The following is a 13928-nucleotide window of genomic DNA, read 5'->3' as shown; positions in this document are numbered from 1 at the left end:
CACGGCCGAATGCCCGTTTCCTGCGACAGGGAAACCTGCCGAAGATTGTCGCGCCCGCATACCGCCGGGTACAGTCGCCGCACTGCTCTGCCAGCCCCTGTTGTCGAGGCGAAAGAGAAGTTGGTGAACGACCGTCACCCGTCGGGGATCGCGACTCCCCCGGCTCCGGCTTCCGACGCCTCCTCGGCGCTCTACGGGCCCTATGGCGCGCACGAAGCCCAGTACGGCGACTTCACCGCGTACGGCGACTACGCCGCCGCTCCTTTCGACCCGGGCATGAACACGGGCGTCCACCCCACCTCCGACTTCGCGGGCGACCCGCTCTTCGGCACCATGCCGGGCGGGGCCGGCACCGGCTCGTACGACGCCACGCAGTGGAACGCCGGGATCCAGCAGCCGATGGGCTACGACCCGTACGCGGGCTACGACACCGGCGCCCACCACACCGCGGCCTGGACCGACGGCTACCAGCAGCACCCCGACATCCCCGCCCAGCACCCGGGCCCCGACGCCTCGGGCCAGTGGGACGCGAACGCGTGGATCCAGCCGGACCAGCCGCTCGACGGGACCCAGCAGTGGACCGTGCCGACGCAGGACACGGGCGCGTACGACGCCACCCAGTGGAACGGCGCCGGGGGCCAGGACGCCTACCAGGCCTACGAGCACGCGCCGGCCGAGTCCTACGAGCAGCCGCGGGCCGAGTCCGAGCCGTACGGCCACGACCTCACCCAGCTCGACATGACGTACGCGGACCCGGCGGAGCAGGTCCCCTTCGACCAGCAGGCGACCGCGACCTTCGACCAGGCGGTCCACGGTGAACTCGCCGCAGACGAGGACGAGTTCGACGCGGCCGAGGACTTCACGGCCACGGACGGCGCCGACGACGGGCACGGCGACGGACACGACCCGTACGACGAGGGGCGCGAGCGGCCCCTGCTGGAGGACCAGGAGGAGATCACCCCGGTCCGGCATCCCGCGAGCCGCGCCGCTTCCCGCTCCCGGCGCCGCAGTCCCGCGAAGCGTTCCGCCCTGCTGACCGTCGCGGTGCCCTCGGCCTGTGTGATGGGTGTCGCGGGGATCGCCGCCGCCTCCGTGGGCGGCGTCGGCGGCCTCGGCGGAAGCGACGCGAAGGACACGACGGTCAGTGCCTCCGACGCGACCTCGGTGAAGCCGTCGGCCGCCAACGTCAAGCTGGACTCACAGCTCCGGAGCCTGTCCGCCGGCGCGGACGACTTCGCCGACCGGGCCAGCCGCACCCAGGAACGCATCGACCTCAAGGCCCAGCAGGCGACGGAGAAGAAGAAGGCGGCGGAGGAGGCGGCCCGCAAGGAGCGGCTGCGTCCGAAGTTCGTCCTTCCCGTGACGCAGCGGGGCCTGAGCGCCTACTTCGGCCAGGCCGGCGTCAACTGGATGTCCGTGCACACGGGCATCGACTTCCCCGTCTCCTACGGCACGCCGGTGATGGCCGCGACCGACGGCACCGTGCGGACGCAGTGGAACAGCGCCTACGGCAACATGCTGATCCTGACCGCGATGGACGGCACCGAGACGTGGTACTGCCACCTCTCGTCGTACAAGGTCCCCTCCGGCACCACCGTCAGGGCCGGCGACCAGATCGCCTTCTCCGGGAACTCCGGCAACTCGACCGGCCCGCACCTGCACTTCGAGGTCCGCCCGGCGGGCGGCGCGGCGATCGACCCGCTGCCGTGGCTGCGCAGCCACGGCCTGGACCCCACGTAACAGCCGCCCCCGTCAGGGGAGTCGGCGACCGCCCGGCCGGCGCGTGACCGCGCGCCCCCGGCCGTCGTCGGACGGCCGGGGATTCCGCGATCGGATCCCGCGCCCGCTCGCGCGGACTACAGCTTCTCCACCGGCGCGTACCGCAGCAGCAGCCGCTTCGGCTTGGGCTCTCCGAAGTCGACCGTCGCCTCCGCGTTCGCGCCCGTCCCCTTCACCCCGACGACGGTGCCGAGACCGAACTGGTCGTGCGTGACCCGGTCCCCGACGGCCAGCGAGACCACCGGCTTCTCGGTGACGCCGCGGCGGGTGGCGAACCCGGAGGCACCCGAGGCCGCGGACCGCGCACGCGAGGACGAGAGGGAGGCGGCGACACCGGAGACGGGACCGGCGGGCACGGGCGCGGTCGCCCCCGTGCGCTTCCAGTCCAGATGGGTCGCCGGGATCTCCTCCAGGAAGCGGGAGGGCGGGTTGTACGAGGGCTGCCCCCACGCGCTGCGCATCGAGGACCGGGTGAGGTAGAGCCGCTCGCGGGCGCGGGTGATGCCCACGTACGCCAGGCGCCGCTCCTCCTCCAGCTCCTTGACCTGTCCGAGCGCGCGCATGTGCGGGAAGACGCCGTCCTCCATGCCGGTCAGGAAGACCACGGGGAATTCGAGGCCCTTGGCGGTGTGCAGGGTCATCAGGGTGATGACGCCGTTGCCGTCCTCCTCGTCCGGGATCTGGTCCGAGTCGGCGACGAGCGCGACCCGCTCCAGGAACGCGGAGAGTCCGGGCGGGGTCTCGCCCTCGCCGGTCTCCTGCTCGAACTCCAGGGCCACGGCGGCGAGTTCCTGGAGGTTCTCGATCCGGGTCTCGTCCTGCGGGTCGGTCGAGGCCTGCAACTCGGCGAGATATCCGGTGCGTTCGAGGACGGCCTCCAGGACGGTGGCCGGGCCCGCGCCCGACTCGACGATCGTACGGAGGTCCTCCATGAGCGTGTTGAACCGCTTGACCGCGTTGGTGGACCGCGCGGCCATGCCGTAGGCCTCGTCGACGCGGCGCAGCGCCTGCGGGAAGCTGATCTTCTCGCGCTGCGACAGGGCATCGATCATCGCCTCGGCGCGGTCGCCGATGCCGCGCTTGGGCACGTTCAGGATGCGGCGCATCGGGACGGAGTCCTCGGGGTTGGCCAGCACCCTGAGGTAGGCGAGGACGTCCCGGACCTCCTTGCGCTCGTAGAAGCGGACACCGCCGACGACCTTGTACGGCAGGCCGACGCGGATGAAGACCTCTTCGAAGACACGGGACTGGGCGTTCGTGCGGTAGAAGACCGCGACGTCGCCGGCCCTCGCCTCGCCCGCGTCGGTGAGGCGGTCTATCTCGTCGGCGACGAACTGGGCCTCGTCGTGCTCGGTGTCCGCGACGTACCCCGTGATGTTCGAGCCCGCGCCGGCGTTGGTCCACAGGTTCTTGGGGCGGCGGGACTCGTTGCGCTCGATGACCGCGTTGGCGGCGGACAGGATCGTCTGGGTGGAGCGGTAGTTCTGCTCCAGGAGGATCGTCGTCGCGTTCGGGTAGTCCTCCTCGAACTGGAGGATGTTGCGGATGGTCGCGCCGCGGAAGGCGTAGATCGACTGGTCCGCGTCACCCACCACGCACAGTTCGGCCGGAGGCAGGTCGTACGCGTTGGGCGGTACGTCCACGGGGTGCTCGGAGGTCCCCACGAGTTCGCGGACGAGGGCGTACTGCGCGTGGTTGGTGTCCTGGTACTCGTCGACCAGGACGTGCCGGAAGCGGCGGCGGTAGTGCTCGGCCACGTCCGGGAAGGCGCGCAGGAGGTTGACCGTGGTCATGATCAGGTCGTCGAAGTCGAGCGCGTTGGCCTCGCGCAGCCTCGACTGGTACATCGCGTAGGCCTGGGCGAGGGTCTTCTCGAAGCCGTCGGTGGCCTGGGCGGCGAAGTCCTCCTCGTCGATCAGCTCGTTCTTCAGGTTCGAGATCTTGGCGCTGAAGGACTTCGGCGGGAAACGCTTGGGGTCGAGGTCCAGATCACGGCAGACGAGCGCCATCAGACGCTTGGAGTCGGCGGCGTCGTAGATCGAGAACGACGAGGTGAAGCCGAGCGTCTTGCTCTCGCGGCGCAGGATGCGCACGCAGGCGCTGTGGAAGGTCATCACCCACATCGCGTTGGCGCGGGGGCCCACGAGCGCCTCGACGCGCTCCTTCATCTCGCCCGCGGCCTTGTTCGTGAAGGTGATCGCGAGGATCTGGCCGGGGTGGACGTTCCGCTCGCCGAGCAGGTGGGCGATGCGGTGCGTGAGCACGCGCGTCTTGCCGGAGCCGGCGCCGGCCACGATGAGCAGCGGGGAGCCGGAGTGCACCACGGCCGCGCGCTGGTTCTCGTTCAGGCCGTCCAGGAGGGCCGCCGGGTCCACGGCGGGCCTGGGCGCGCCGTCGCGGTAGTAGGCGTCACGGGTCGGCGGCAGGTCGAACTTCCCGCCGAACAGATCGTCCGGAACCGGCTCCGGTACGTGATCGTCCTCGGGCGGCGGCGGGTGTTCGTCCTCGTGCGCCGCGGAGGGCTTGAGGTCCGCCAGGAAGCTGTCGTCAAAGAGGCTGCTCATCGCTCTCCGAGTCTAGGCCGCCCCACTGACAACCCGCCGCCACCTCGGGAACTCCACCGGAAGTCGTGACGCGCGCCACCATGACCGTACGCGCCCGGCCGGACACTTGGAGTCAGGGGACGCCCGCACTCCGTCGTCGCAGATCCCGGGGCGCGGCCCAGGTCACGAAAATGTATCGGGCATATCGCCCATCAACCTTCACACGGGCCACACCGGTTGGCTAGCGTGCCGCAAGGCCGCTCGACCGCGACCGGCGAACATCGCCGGGCCGGGCGGCCTCCGCCGAATCCGGTACGCCGCGAGGCCGCCGGAGCCGGGGACCCACCGACCAAGGGGTGAATCGGTCCAACCGCCTTGTGGGGCACGGACCGTAGGGCAACCTTCCGGAACCACCCGCCCGAACCCGACAGCTAACTCGGCAGGCGGATGACGGAAGGAGTCGCCTCTCTTGGCGTCACACCGCAAGGCGCGTCCCACGGGTACGCGCATCGCAGGCATACGGACCCCGGCCCTGGCCACGGCGGCCCTCACGTCCGTGGCCCTGCTCTCGCAGACGGCCACCGCGGCCCCCTCGGCCGAACCGAGGCCCGGCATCGAAGCGGTCTCGAAGAAGGTCGACGACCTCTACCACCAGGCCGAGACGGCCACGAACAAGTACAACGCGACCCGGGAGAAGACCGCCGAGCAGCGCAAGCGCGTCGACACCCTGCTCGACGACGTCGCCCGGCGCACCGAGAAGCTCAACACCGCGCGCGAGGAACTGGGTTCGTTCGCGGCGGCGCAGTACAGGACCGGGGCCGCCGCACCCGGAACGGCGACCCTGCTGCTCGCGGACAACCCGCAGGACTACTTCGACCAGACCCAGTTGATGAGCCGTCTGACGAAACGCCAGAAGGCGGCCGTCGACGCCTACATCACCGACCAGGCCGCCACCACCAGGAAGCGGGCGGAGGCCACGCGGAACCTCGAATCGCTGACCGCCTCGCAGAAGGCGCTCAAGACGTCCAAGACCGCGGTGCAGCAGAAGCTCTCCGAGGCCCGCGACCTCCTGTCGAAGCTGAACACCGAGGAGAAGGCGCGGCTGGCGGCGATCGAGAGGAAGAAGCAGGAGCGGGCCGCGGCGAAGGCGGCGGAACTGGCACGGCAGCAGGCCGCCGCCGCCAAGGCCGAGCGGACGCAGCCGTCGTCGAGCGGCACGGGCACCCCGGCCGCCGGCTCGACGGCCGGGTCGCCGACGGGATCGACGGCGACGGGCTCCTCGTCGAAGGCGGCCGACGCGCTCGCCTTCGCCCGCGCCCAGATCGGCAAGCCGTACGTCTGGGGCGCCACCGGCCCCGACTCCTACGACTGCTCGGGCCTGACCCAGGCCGCCTGGAAGGCCGCGGGCGTCAGCCTCCCGCGCGTCACCTACGACCAGGTGAACGCCGGCACCACGGTCCCCCTCGCCGACGCCCGGCCCGGCGACCTCGTCTTCTTCTACGACGACATCAGCCACGTCGGCCTGTACATCGGTGGCGGCATGATGATCCACGCGCCGAAGCCGGGGGCGTACGTCCGCGAGGAGTCGATCTACTACGACGGCACGTCGGCGATCCACAGCGTGGTGCGCCCGGCGTAGACCGGACCTCCGCATCGCGGGGCGCGCGCGGGGCTCACCGGTCCCCGCGCGCGCCCCGCGTTTTCGCCCCCGCCCGAGCGTGCCCCGCCCGCAACCGCTCCGCGGGTCCCTAGCATCGACGCATGCCAGACACACCGGACATGACGGACATGATTCCGCTCCGCTCCTGGTGGGTGGGGTGGGCACCCGCCGCCGGGGCCGCCGTCATGGCCACCGGCATTCTCTCGATCGGTCTGCATCTGACCGGCCACGAGACCCTCTCCCGGATCGCGCTCGTTCTCGCGTCGCTCACCTGGGTCGGGCTCGCCTCGGACTTCCTCGCCCGGCTGCTGGGCGACCGGGAGCAGTGGGCGCGACGGGCCGGAACGCCCGCGGGGCTCGACGCGGTCGCGGCGACCACCGTGCTCGGCACCCGGTTCTCGGTGCTGGGGTGGCGGGGGCTCGCGGAGGTCCTGCTCGCACTGTCGGCCGTCCTCTGGCCGGTCCTGCTCCTGGCCGTCCTGCGGCACTGGCGGCGCCGTATGGCCGGCGAGGTGTTCCTCGTCTGCGTGGCCACGCAAGGGCTCTCGGTCCTCGGGTCGGCGATCGCCACCGAGGCTGGCTCGGACTGGCTCGCGCACGCCGCGATGACGCTGTTCTGGGTGGGAACCGCGCTCTACGTGCTCGCGTTCGCGTCCTTCGACCCCTGGGAGGTGCGGAAGGGGGCCGGGGACCACTGGGTGGCGGCCGGCGCGCTGGGCATCTCCGCGCTGGCCGGGGCGGGACTCGTCGCGGCGCACCACGTGAATCCGTATCTGTGGAACAACGACGACCAGGGCGTCCTGCGCGCCACGACGGGCGCGCTGCTGGCGCTCGACCTCGTCTGCTACCTCGTGCTGGCCGTCGCGGAGGTGGTGTGGCCGCGCCCGCGCCGCGACGTGCGGCGGTGGTCGACCGTCTTCCCGATGGGGATGACGGCGGTGGCGGCCCTCGCGGTCGCGGACGCGCTCGACGTCTTCCGGCTCAAGGGGCCGGGCCAGGTGCTGCTGTGGATCGCGGTGGCGGCGTGGCTCGTGGCGGCCGTGGTCACCGCTCTCGCCTTCCGGTCCGCCGCGCGGGAGCGACGGCGCTGACCGGGTCCCGGTGGTCGGGTTCCGCTGATCGAGGCCTGCCGATCAGGTCCCGTCCCGGGGGCGGTGCTCAGGTCCACAGGACGGCGATGAAGATGTTCGTGACGGTCAGCAGGCCCACCAGACCGAAGAGGCGCTTGTCCACCGTCTCGTCGTCCCGCTTCACGTAGACGAGTCCGAGAATCACGATCAGCAGGGCCAGCTTGACGCCGATCTTGACGGTGTTGACCGTGTTGCCGTCGGCCTGGTTGAGTCCGACCAGGGCGACTCCGGTCACCAGCATGGTCAGCGCACCGTGCAGCATCGCCGGGACGAAGCGGGCGGTGCCCTTGCCCATGGCCTTCATCTGGGTGAAGAAGCCGCCGAGGAGCGCGGCGATGCCGATGATGTGCAGGCCGACGAAGAGGTGGATGAGTACGCCCATGGAGCCGGAGCCTAATCGCACGCCTTCACGCCCCTGACGACGGGGCCGCCTCTCCCGGCCGCCGCCGTCCGCCGTGGCCGCCCCTTCTCCTCCGGCCCCCTCCGCCCGCCGTGGCCGCTCCCTCCCCTGCGGCCCCCGTCGCCCCATCCTCTCCTCCGGACCATCGCGCGTCACCCATAGCACCGGTATCGCACGGACGCCTCGGGATTCGCCGCTTCGGTCATCACCTCGCGTCGAGTCGGCGCCGGACGGCCGGGAAATTACCCCTATACGGTCACTCCGCGATCCAAACGCAATAGTTCCGTACATAGCGTTACCAACGGCGCACGCGCAGGTTTAGCGTCCTCCACCAGGTGACCGGCACCCCACCACCGTCCGGGCCAGGGACGGCAGTCGGACACCACCGCCGAAGAAGGTCCGGCGGCGGCCGCTCCCCCTGTGAGCCGCCGCCGGACGTGTCACCGCCAGACCGCACCTCGAAGGGCGGTCGCACGGAAGGATGTGGGCCCTCGTGGCAGCGCACCGCAAGGCCAAACAGCGCTCGATCGGCGGAAACACGGCTCGCACGGCGGCCACCATCGCCCTCGCGGGCGCGGCGACGGCCACCGGCTTCGACGGAGTCGGTCACGCCGACCCCCAGCTCTCCCCGGCCCAGGTGAAGGCCCAGGTCGACAAGCTGTACGTGGAGGCGGAGGCCGCCACCCAGAAGTACGACGGGGCCAAGGAGAAGGCCGGCCAGGCGGAGGCGAACCTGCGCAAGCTCCGCGACGAGGCGGCGCGCCGGGAGGACAAGCTCAACTCGGCCCGGGACGCGCTGGGTTCGATGGCGGCGGCGCAGTACCGCAGCGGCGGTCTCGACCCCGTGGTGCAGCTCGCCCTCTCCGACCACCCGGACCAGTACCTGGAGGGAGCCGCGTTCGCCGAGCGGGTCGGCACCCGGCAGTCGGCGGAGATCGACGGGGTGCGCCAACAGCTGCGCGAGCTGGAGCAGTTGCGCGGTGCGGCGCACGTCGAGCTGTCCGCGCTCACCTCGCGGCAGGCCGAGCTGAAGCGGCAGAAGAAGACGATCAACGAGAAGCTGGGCGCGGCACGCCAGTTGCTCGACCGGCTCACTCCGCAACAGCGCACGCAGTACGCGGAGCGCGGGGGCGCGGGCGACCAGCAGCACGTCTCGCGCGACGCGGCCCGCGATCCCGCGCCGGTCGCCTCGTCCGGCGCGTCGGGTGGCTCCGCGGCCGGCACCGGGGTGGCGGCGCCCAACTCCCGCGCGGCGGCCGCCGTCGCCTACGCCTACTCGAAGCTCGGCAGCCCCTACGTCTGGGGCGCCACCGGCCCCGACGCCTTCGACTGCTCGGGGCTCGCCCAGGCCGCGTACCGTTCCGCGGGCATCTCCCTGCCCCGTACGACCTATGCGCAGATCGACGCGGGGCAGCGGGTCACGCTCTCCCAACTCCAGCCCGGCGACCTGGTGTTCTTCTACGCGGGTGTCACACACGTGGGCATCTACGTCGGCAACGGCCAGATGATCCACGCCCCGAACCCGTCGGCGCCCGTGCGGCTGGCCCCGATCAGCGAGATGCCCTTCGCGGGGGCCGCCCGGGTCGCGTGATCGACGCGGGATGCGACCGGTGGGGCGCGCCGGGTCAGACCAGCCGGCGCGCCGTCGCCCAGCGGGTCAGCTCGTGGCGGTTGGAGAGCTGGAGCTTGCGCAGGACAGCCGAGACGTGCGACTCGACGGTCTTGACGGAGATGAACAGCTGCTTGGCGATCTCCTTGTACGCGTACCCCCGGGCGATGAGGCGCAGGACCTCGCGCTCGCGCTGGGTGAGGCGGTCCATGTCCTCGTCGACGGGCGGGGCGTCGGTGGAGGCGAAGGCGTCGAGGACGAATCCGGCGAGGCGCGGGGAGAAGACCGCGTCGCCGTCCTGGACGCGGAAGACCGAGTCCACCAGATCCGTGCCGGTGATCGTCTTGGTGACGTACCCCCTGGCGCCGCCGCGGATCACACCGATCACGTCCTCCGCGGCGTCCGAGACGGACAGCGCGAGAAAACGGACCGGCTGCTCGGCGTCGGCCATCAACGGAGCGCAGCGGCGCAGCACTTCGACACCGCCGCCGCCGGGAAGGTGGACGTCCAGGAGGACTACCTCGGGGCGGGTGGCCGTGATGACCGTGACCGCCTGGTCGACGTCCGCGGCCTCGCCGACGACCTCGACGCCGGTCCGCGCGGTCTCGCCGATCTCGGCCTGGACCCCCGTACGGAACATGCGGTGGTCGTCGACGAGCACCACGCGCACCCGGCGCCCGCCCTCGGGGGCGTCGCCCGCGGACGCGGGGGCCTCCGCCGCCGAACCGCCGGACTCCACAGGCTCGTTCGTCTCGCTCATGACGTTTTCTCCGCCCTCTCCATCTCCAGCTCGACCTCCGTGCCGCCATCCGGCACCGCGCGCAGCCGCGCCGTGCCGCCGTTGCGCTCCATGCGGCCGATGATCGATTCTCTGACGCCCATGCGGTCGGCGGGTATCGCGTCGAGGTCGAAGCCGGGGCCGCGGTCGCGGACGGACACGAAGACCGTCCTTTCCTCGACCTCGGCGTAGACCTGAACGGCGCCGCCCTCGCCACCGTACTTGGCCGCGTTCACCATCGCTTCCCTCGCCGCCTGCATCTGCGCGGTCAGACGGTCGTCGAGCGGGCAGTCGCCCACGACGACGACCTCGATGGGCACGCCGTGCTTGTCCTCGACCTCGGCGGCATGGCCGCGGACGGCCTCCGCGAGGGTGCCGGGCCCCTCGTCGTCGTCCTTGCCGCTGCCCTCCGGTTTGTAGAGCCAGGCCCGCAGATCGCGCTCCTGGGCGCGGGCGAGGCGCCGCACCTCGTTCGCGTTCTCCGCGTTGCGCTGGATCAGGGTCAGGGTGTGCAGCACCGAGTCGTGGACGTGGGCGGCGACTTCGGCCCGCTCCTGCGCGCGGATGCGCATCAGGCGCTCCTCGGAGAGGTCCTGGGTCATCCGGATCAGATACGGGCCGGCGAGCAGCGCGACGCCGACGAGGACCGCGAGCGCCGCCTGGAGCACCGAGCCGAGGTGGGCCGCGGAACCCTGGAGGACGAAGATCCCGGAAACGCCGGCGGTGACGAGCAGGACGCCCGCCGCGGACCGCAGCAGCGTGAGCGTACGGCGGCGGCGGCCGACCTCGGCCCAGCGGGCCCGCCGGGCGTTGTCCGCCTGGCGCCAGACGAGGGCGACGCCCGCGCCGACGAGGACCGTCGGCCACAGATACGCCTTCGTGCCGCCGCCGAGGTTCACGTTGCCGACGAAGACCATCGCCACGACGACCATGAGGAGAAGGGCGACGATCTGGCCCTTGTCCGGCTTGCGGGCCACGAGTCTGCGCCGGCCGTCGGGCGAGGTCTCGGTGGTGAACGCGGGCGTCCGGCCGGAGCCGACACCGCCGACGCCGAGCGGCACGAAGAACCAGAAGGCCGCGTACAGCAGCGCGCCGAGCCCGTCCGCCATGAACAGCCCGGCGAACACCAGCCGCACCCAGACCACGGGCAGCCCGAGATGCCCGGCGAGCCCGCGCGCCACGCCACCGAGCCAGCGTCCGTCGCTGCTGCGGTAGAGCTTGCGCGGGGGCCTCGGGTCGTCGGCGGGCGTGACAGCGGCATCCGGCATGCCACCGATGTTCACACGCCCGGCGGACCCGAGCATCAGGGTCGGCCCCCGATACTCCCCTGATCTTCGGGAACCGGCGTTCGAACGGTCCCCGGCGTCCCCTCCGGGCGGATATCAGGGTTCGGCCAGGGTCGTCCCGGCTCCCGCCGCGCCGTCCCGCCCGTCACCATGGACGCATGACAGATCAGCAGCACGCGGCGGCGGAGCCGGACCCCGGCGCCGCTCCGGGCGGCGAGCCGCGCGCTCACGGGGAAGCGGCCGCGGCACGGCCGGCGGACTCCGGCGCCGACGTCTCCTCCGGGGCGCCGAGCAGGTTCCGGCGCGACCGCCGGCAGAAGGTGCTCGGCGGGGTGTGCGCAGGGCTCGGCCGGCAGTGCGACATGGACCCGGTGATCTTCCGGATCGTGCTCGCGGTGCTCTCCGCGACCGGCGGCATCGGGCTCATCTTCTACGGTTTCGCCTGGCTCTTCGTCCCGTACGACGACGAGGAGGAGAACGAGGTCCGCAAGCTGCTCACCGGCCGGGTCGACGGCCCCGCGCTGACCGCCGTGCTGTTCGCGCTGGTCGGCTGCGGGGTGTTCCTGTCCATGCTGAGGAACGGCAGCGTGCTGACGTTCGCCGTCGTCCTGTCCCTGCTGCTGGCGGGCGCCGGGTACTGGTCGCAGAACCGCGGCGCCGCGGACCCGGACCCCCTGGCCGCGCAGGCCGCCGCGGACGCCCCGCCGGAGGCGAAGGCACCGCCCGCCCCCGACTCCTACCCCTCCTGGTGGCGCGACCCGATCGTCAAGGACGGTTCGCACGTCGGCGGCACCGGTTACATGTGGGGCCCGGTGGAGGCCCGGGACCGCGATGTGGCGGCCGCGCTCAACATCGCCCGCGGCACCTCACGCCCCGACGCCCGCGCGGACCGCGAGCGCGGACCGCGCGGACCCCGTCCCATCGGCGGCCGGATCTTCCTGCTCGCCCTCCTGGCGGGCGGCCTGACGACGGGCCTGAACTGGCACGACCGGGCGCTCGGCACCAGCCTCCAGGCCGGACTCGCCGCGGCGCTCATCGTGTTCGGCCTGGGCATCGCCGTGAGTTCCCTGCGCGGCCGCACGGGCGCGGGGACGGTCTTCCTCGCGGTGGTCACGGCGGGGCTCCTCGCTGCCTCGGCGGCCCTGCCGAAGGACATCGACACGCACTGGGTGCGGACGAACTGGACCCCGGCGACCGTGGCCGACGTACGGCCGCGATACGAACTGGGCACGGGAGTGGGCACCCTCGACCTCAGCCGGGTCGACCTCTCCGGGGGGCAGACGCTCAAGACCGGCGCCCAGGTGGGCGCGGGCCGGCTGAGGGTGATCGTCCCCAAGGACGTGACCGTGCGGCTCACCGCCGAGGTGGGCGTCGGGGACATCCAGCTGCCGGGCGACGACAAGAAGGATGTGGACGTGCAACCGGGCAAGCACGAACAGGCGACCTTGCCACCGGCGCCGGGCGCCAAGAAGGGCGGCACCGTGGACCTCGACCTCCAGGTCGGCGTCGGCCAGGCGGAGGTGGACCGTGCCGCGTCATGAGTTCCAGCCCGGAAAGCTGGTCGCGGGCCTCTTCCTCACCGCCGCGGGCATCGCCTACGCCGGGGACGCGGGCGGCTGGTGGGAGACCCCGTGGTTCGCCGTGATCCCCATCATCTTCGTCGGCCTGTGCCTCGCGGGCGCCGTGGCCTCCGTGAACCACGCGGTCCGCAGACGCCGCGCGGCCCGGGGGCCGCGGGGCGTGAACTCCTAGGGAGCGGCGGCGCGGAGCGTCAGTAGGCGCTCCGTTGCTGGCGCCGTCGCCTGATCACGGCGTCCAGCGACCAGTAGGACGCCCCGGCCAGCAGGAGCGGGGTCCAGCAGAACAGGTACGGAAGGTCGTTGCCGTAGTAGTACGGGTCGGAGGCCCAGCTCACCGTCAGCCACAGGCTGAGCGATATGAGCGCGCCGCCGAGCGCGGCGAGGCGGGCCAGCAGGCCGATCAGGGTGCCGATCCCGACGGCGAGTTCGCCGAAGGCGATGGCGTAGCCGAAGCCGACGGGGCTCTTCAGGGACAGGTCCACGAGGGCCGGGATGGCGGAGGAGTCGCGCACCGTGCGCATCATGTCGCCGATCGAACCCGAGCCGGAGGCCTTCATGAAGGCGCTGTTCGTGAGTTTGTCCAGGCCGGCGTAGATGAAGGTGACGCCCAGGAAGATCCGGAGTGGCAGCAGGGAGTAGCGCGTGGCGGTCTCCCGCCAGCCGCGTCGTTCCTCCAGATACTGGGTGTGAGTATCCGTCCGCATACCGTGAGTCATCGCTCTCCGCCACCTCTCACCCGCGTGCCGTTGACCACTCAACAGACCATACGTACGAATCGGTTCCCCGACTCACCCCCCGGAACCCTTTTCCGCCCCCCGACCCCCTTCCCCCGACCACAACCGTCTTTTCTCCCCCTCCGCCCCTACCCAACCCGAACCCGAGGCTCCGCCCACGCCCCCCCGCTCCTCAATCCCCAGAGGAGCTGAACGCTCCCCGGAACCGGAACCGGAACCCGAAGGGCCGACCGGCGGAGAGACCACCCCCGGGGCTCCACCCCAGCCCCCGCTCCTCAAACGCCGGAGGGGCTGAAAATCTCACCCGCACCCGGAATCGAACGCGAGGGGCCGTGCCGGTACATCGATGCCCGTCGCCACCGACGTGCACTCCTCACCCAACGGCGACGGGCTGATGCACCGGCACGGCCCCGACCCACCCACCGAACC

The 13928-nt window shown here is 71.9% G+C and carries 11 protein-coding genes and 1 riboswitch; of the genes, 6 read left to right on the top strand and 5 right to left on the bottom strand.

Going from position 1 to position 13928, the window contains the following annotated elements:
• Window positions 1–123 precede the first annotated feature (123 nt).
• Window positions 124–1740 carry a peptidoglycan DD-metalloendopeptidase family protein gene (locus WJM95_RS19710; RefSeq protein ID WP_339131009.1) on the top strand — a complete coding sequence of 539 codons (1617 nt, stop codon included), beginning with the start codon at window positions 124–126 and terminating at the stop codon, window positions 1738–1740.
• 116 nt (window positions 1741–1856) lie between these two features.
• Here WJM95_RS19710 and pcrA read toward each other — a convergent pair whose 3' ends face one another.
• Window positions 1857–4343 carry a DNA helicase PcrA gene (gene pcrA, locus WJM95_RS19705; RefSeq protein WP_339131008.1) on the bottom strand — a complete coding sequence of 829 codons (2487 nt, stop codon included), beginning with the start codon at window positions 4341–4343 and terminating at the stop codon, window positions 1857–1859.
• Window positions 4344–4613: 270 nt separating this feature from the next.
• Window positions 4614–4784: riboswitch (cyclic di-AMP (ydaO/yuaA leader) on the top strand.
• Between the two features lie 7 nt (window positions 4785–4791).
• Between pcrA and WJM95_RS19700 the strand changes: the two genes are divergently transcribed.
• Together WJM95_RS19700 and WJM95_RS19695 are read left to right on the top strand one after the other, a co-directional pair.
• Window positions 4792–5961 (top strand): NlpC/P60 family protein, encoded by a 1170-nt coding sequence (locus WJM95_RS19700; RefSeq protein ID WP_339131007.1) that lies wholly within the window; start codon window positions 4792–4794, stop codon window positions 5959–5961.
• Between the two features lie 122 nt (window positions 5962–6083).
• The gene (locus WJM95_RS19695; RefSeq protein WP_339131006.1) at window positions 6084–7073 is read left to right on the top strand and encodes a tellurite resistance/C4-dicarboxylate transporter family protein; all 990 of its coding nucleotides are present in this window, start codon (window positions 6084–6086) and stop codon (window positions 7071–7073) included.
• Window positions 7074–7140: 67 nt separating this feature from the next.
• Here the strand turns inward: WJM95_RS19695 and WJM95_RS19690 are convergent, their stop codons facing one another.
• Window positions 7141–7494, bottom strand: a complete 354-nt coding sequence (locus WJM95_RS19690) for a hypothetical protein (RefSeq protein ID WP_339131005.1) — start codon at window positions 7492–7494, stop codon at window positions 7141–7143.
• A 511-nt stretch (window positions 7495–8005) separates the two neighbouring features.
• On the opposite strand from WJM95_RS19690, the gene WJM95_RS19685 reads away from it, so the two are divergent.
• Window positions 8006–9103, top strand: coding sequence for an NlpC/P60 family protein (locus WJM95_RS19685; RefSeq protein ID WP_339131004.1), 1098 nt, complete (start codon window positions 8006–8008; stop codon window positions 9101–9103).
• Window positions 9104–9137: 34 nt separating this feature from the next.
• Here WJM95_RS19685 and WJM95_RS19680 read toward each other — a convergent pair whose 3' ends face one another.
• A complete protein-coding gene (locus WJM95_RS19680) occupies window positions 9138–9881 on the bottom strand; it encodes a response regulator transcription factor (protein WP_339131003.1) in 744 nt (247 codons plus the stop codon).
• A complete protein-coding gene (locus WJM95_RS19675) occupies window positions 9878–11167 on the bottom strand; it encodes a PspC domain-containing protein (protein WP_339131002.1) in 1290 nt (429 codons plus the stop codon). Before WJM95_RS19675 ends, WJM95_RS19680 begins: the two co-directional genes overlap by 4 nt.
• Before the next feature lie 176 nt (window positions 11168–11343).
• Between WJM95_RS19675 and WJM95_RS19670 the strand changes: the two genes are divergently transcribed.
• Entirely contained in the window at window positions 11344–12726 is a 1383-nt protein-coding gene (locus tag WJM95_RS19670) for a PspC domain-containing protein (RefSeq protein WP_339131001.1), read from the top strand.
• Window positions 12713–12937 (top strand): hypothetical protein, encoded by a 225-nt coding sequence (locus tag WJM95_RS19665; protein ID WP_339131000.1) that lies wholly within the window; start codon window positions 12713–12715, stop codon window positions 12935–12937. Before WJM95_RS19670 ends, WJM95_RS19665 begins: the two co-directional genes overlap by 14 nt.
• Before the next feature lie 19 nt (window positions 12938–12956).
• On the opposite strand, the gene WJM95_RS19660 is transcribed toward WJM95_RS19665, so the two are convergent.
• On the bottom strand, window positions 12957–13481 hold the full coding sequence (locus WJM95_RS19660) for a DoxX family protein (RefSeq protein WP_339130999.1): 525 nt from the start codon (window positions 13479–13481) through the stop codon (window positions 12957–12959).
• Window positions 13482–13928 lie beyond the last annotated feature (447 nt).

The organism is Streptomyces sp. f51 (assembly GCF_037940415.1).
Lineage (GTDB): Bacteria > Actinomycetota > Actinomycetes > Streptomycetales > Streptomycetaceae > Streptomyces.
This window is presented reverse-complemented; position numbering and strand designations above follow the sequence as displayed.

Coding starts and splice junctions, on each gene's coding strand:
- WJM95_RS19660 (WP_339130999.1), bottom strand. CDS start 13,481: ATGACTCACGGTATGCGGACGGATACTCACACCCAGTATCTGGAGGAA.
- WJM95_RS19695 (WP_339131006.1), top strand. CDS start 6,084: ATGCCAGACACACCGGACATGACGGACATGATTCCGCTCCGCTCCTGG.
- WJM95_RS19690 (WP_339131005.1), bottom strand. CDS start 7,494: ATGGGCGTACTCATCCACCTCTTCGTCGGCCTGCACATCATCGGCATC.
- WJM95_RS19675 (WP_339131002.1), bottom strand. CDS start 11,167: ATGCCGGATGCCGCTGTCACGCCCGCCGACGACCCGAGGCCCCCGCGC.
- WJM95_RS19670 (WP_339131001.1), top strand. CDS start 11,344: ATGACAGATCAGCAGCACGCGGCGGCGGAGCCGGACCCCGGCGCCGCT.
- WJM95_RS19680 (WP_339131003.1), bottom strand. CDS start 9,881: ATGAGCGAGACGAACGAGCCTGTGGAGTCCGGCGGTTCGGCGGCGGAG.
- pcrA (WP_339131008.1), bottom strand. CDS start 4,343: ATGAGCAGCCTCTTTGACGACAGCTTCCTGGCGGACCTCAAGCCCTCC.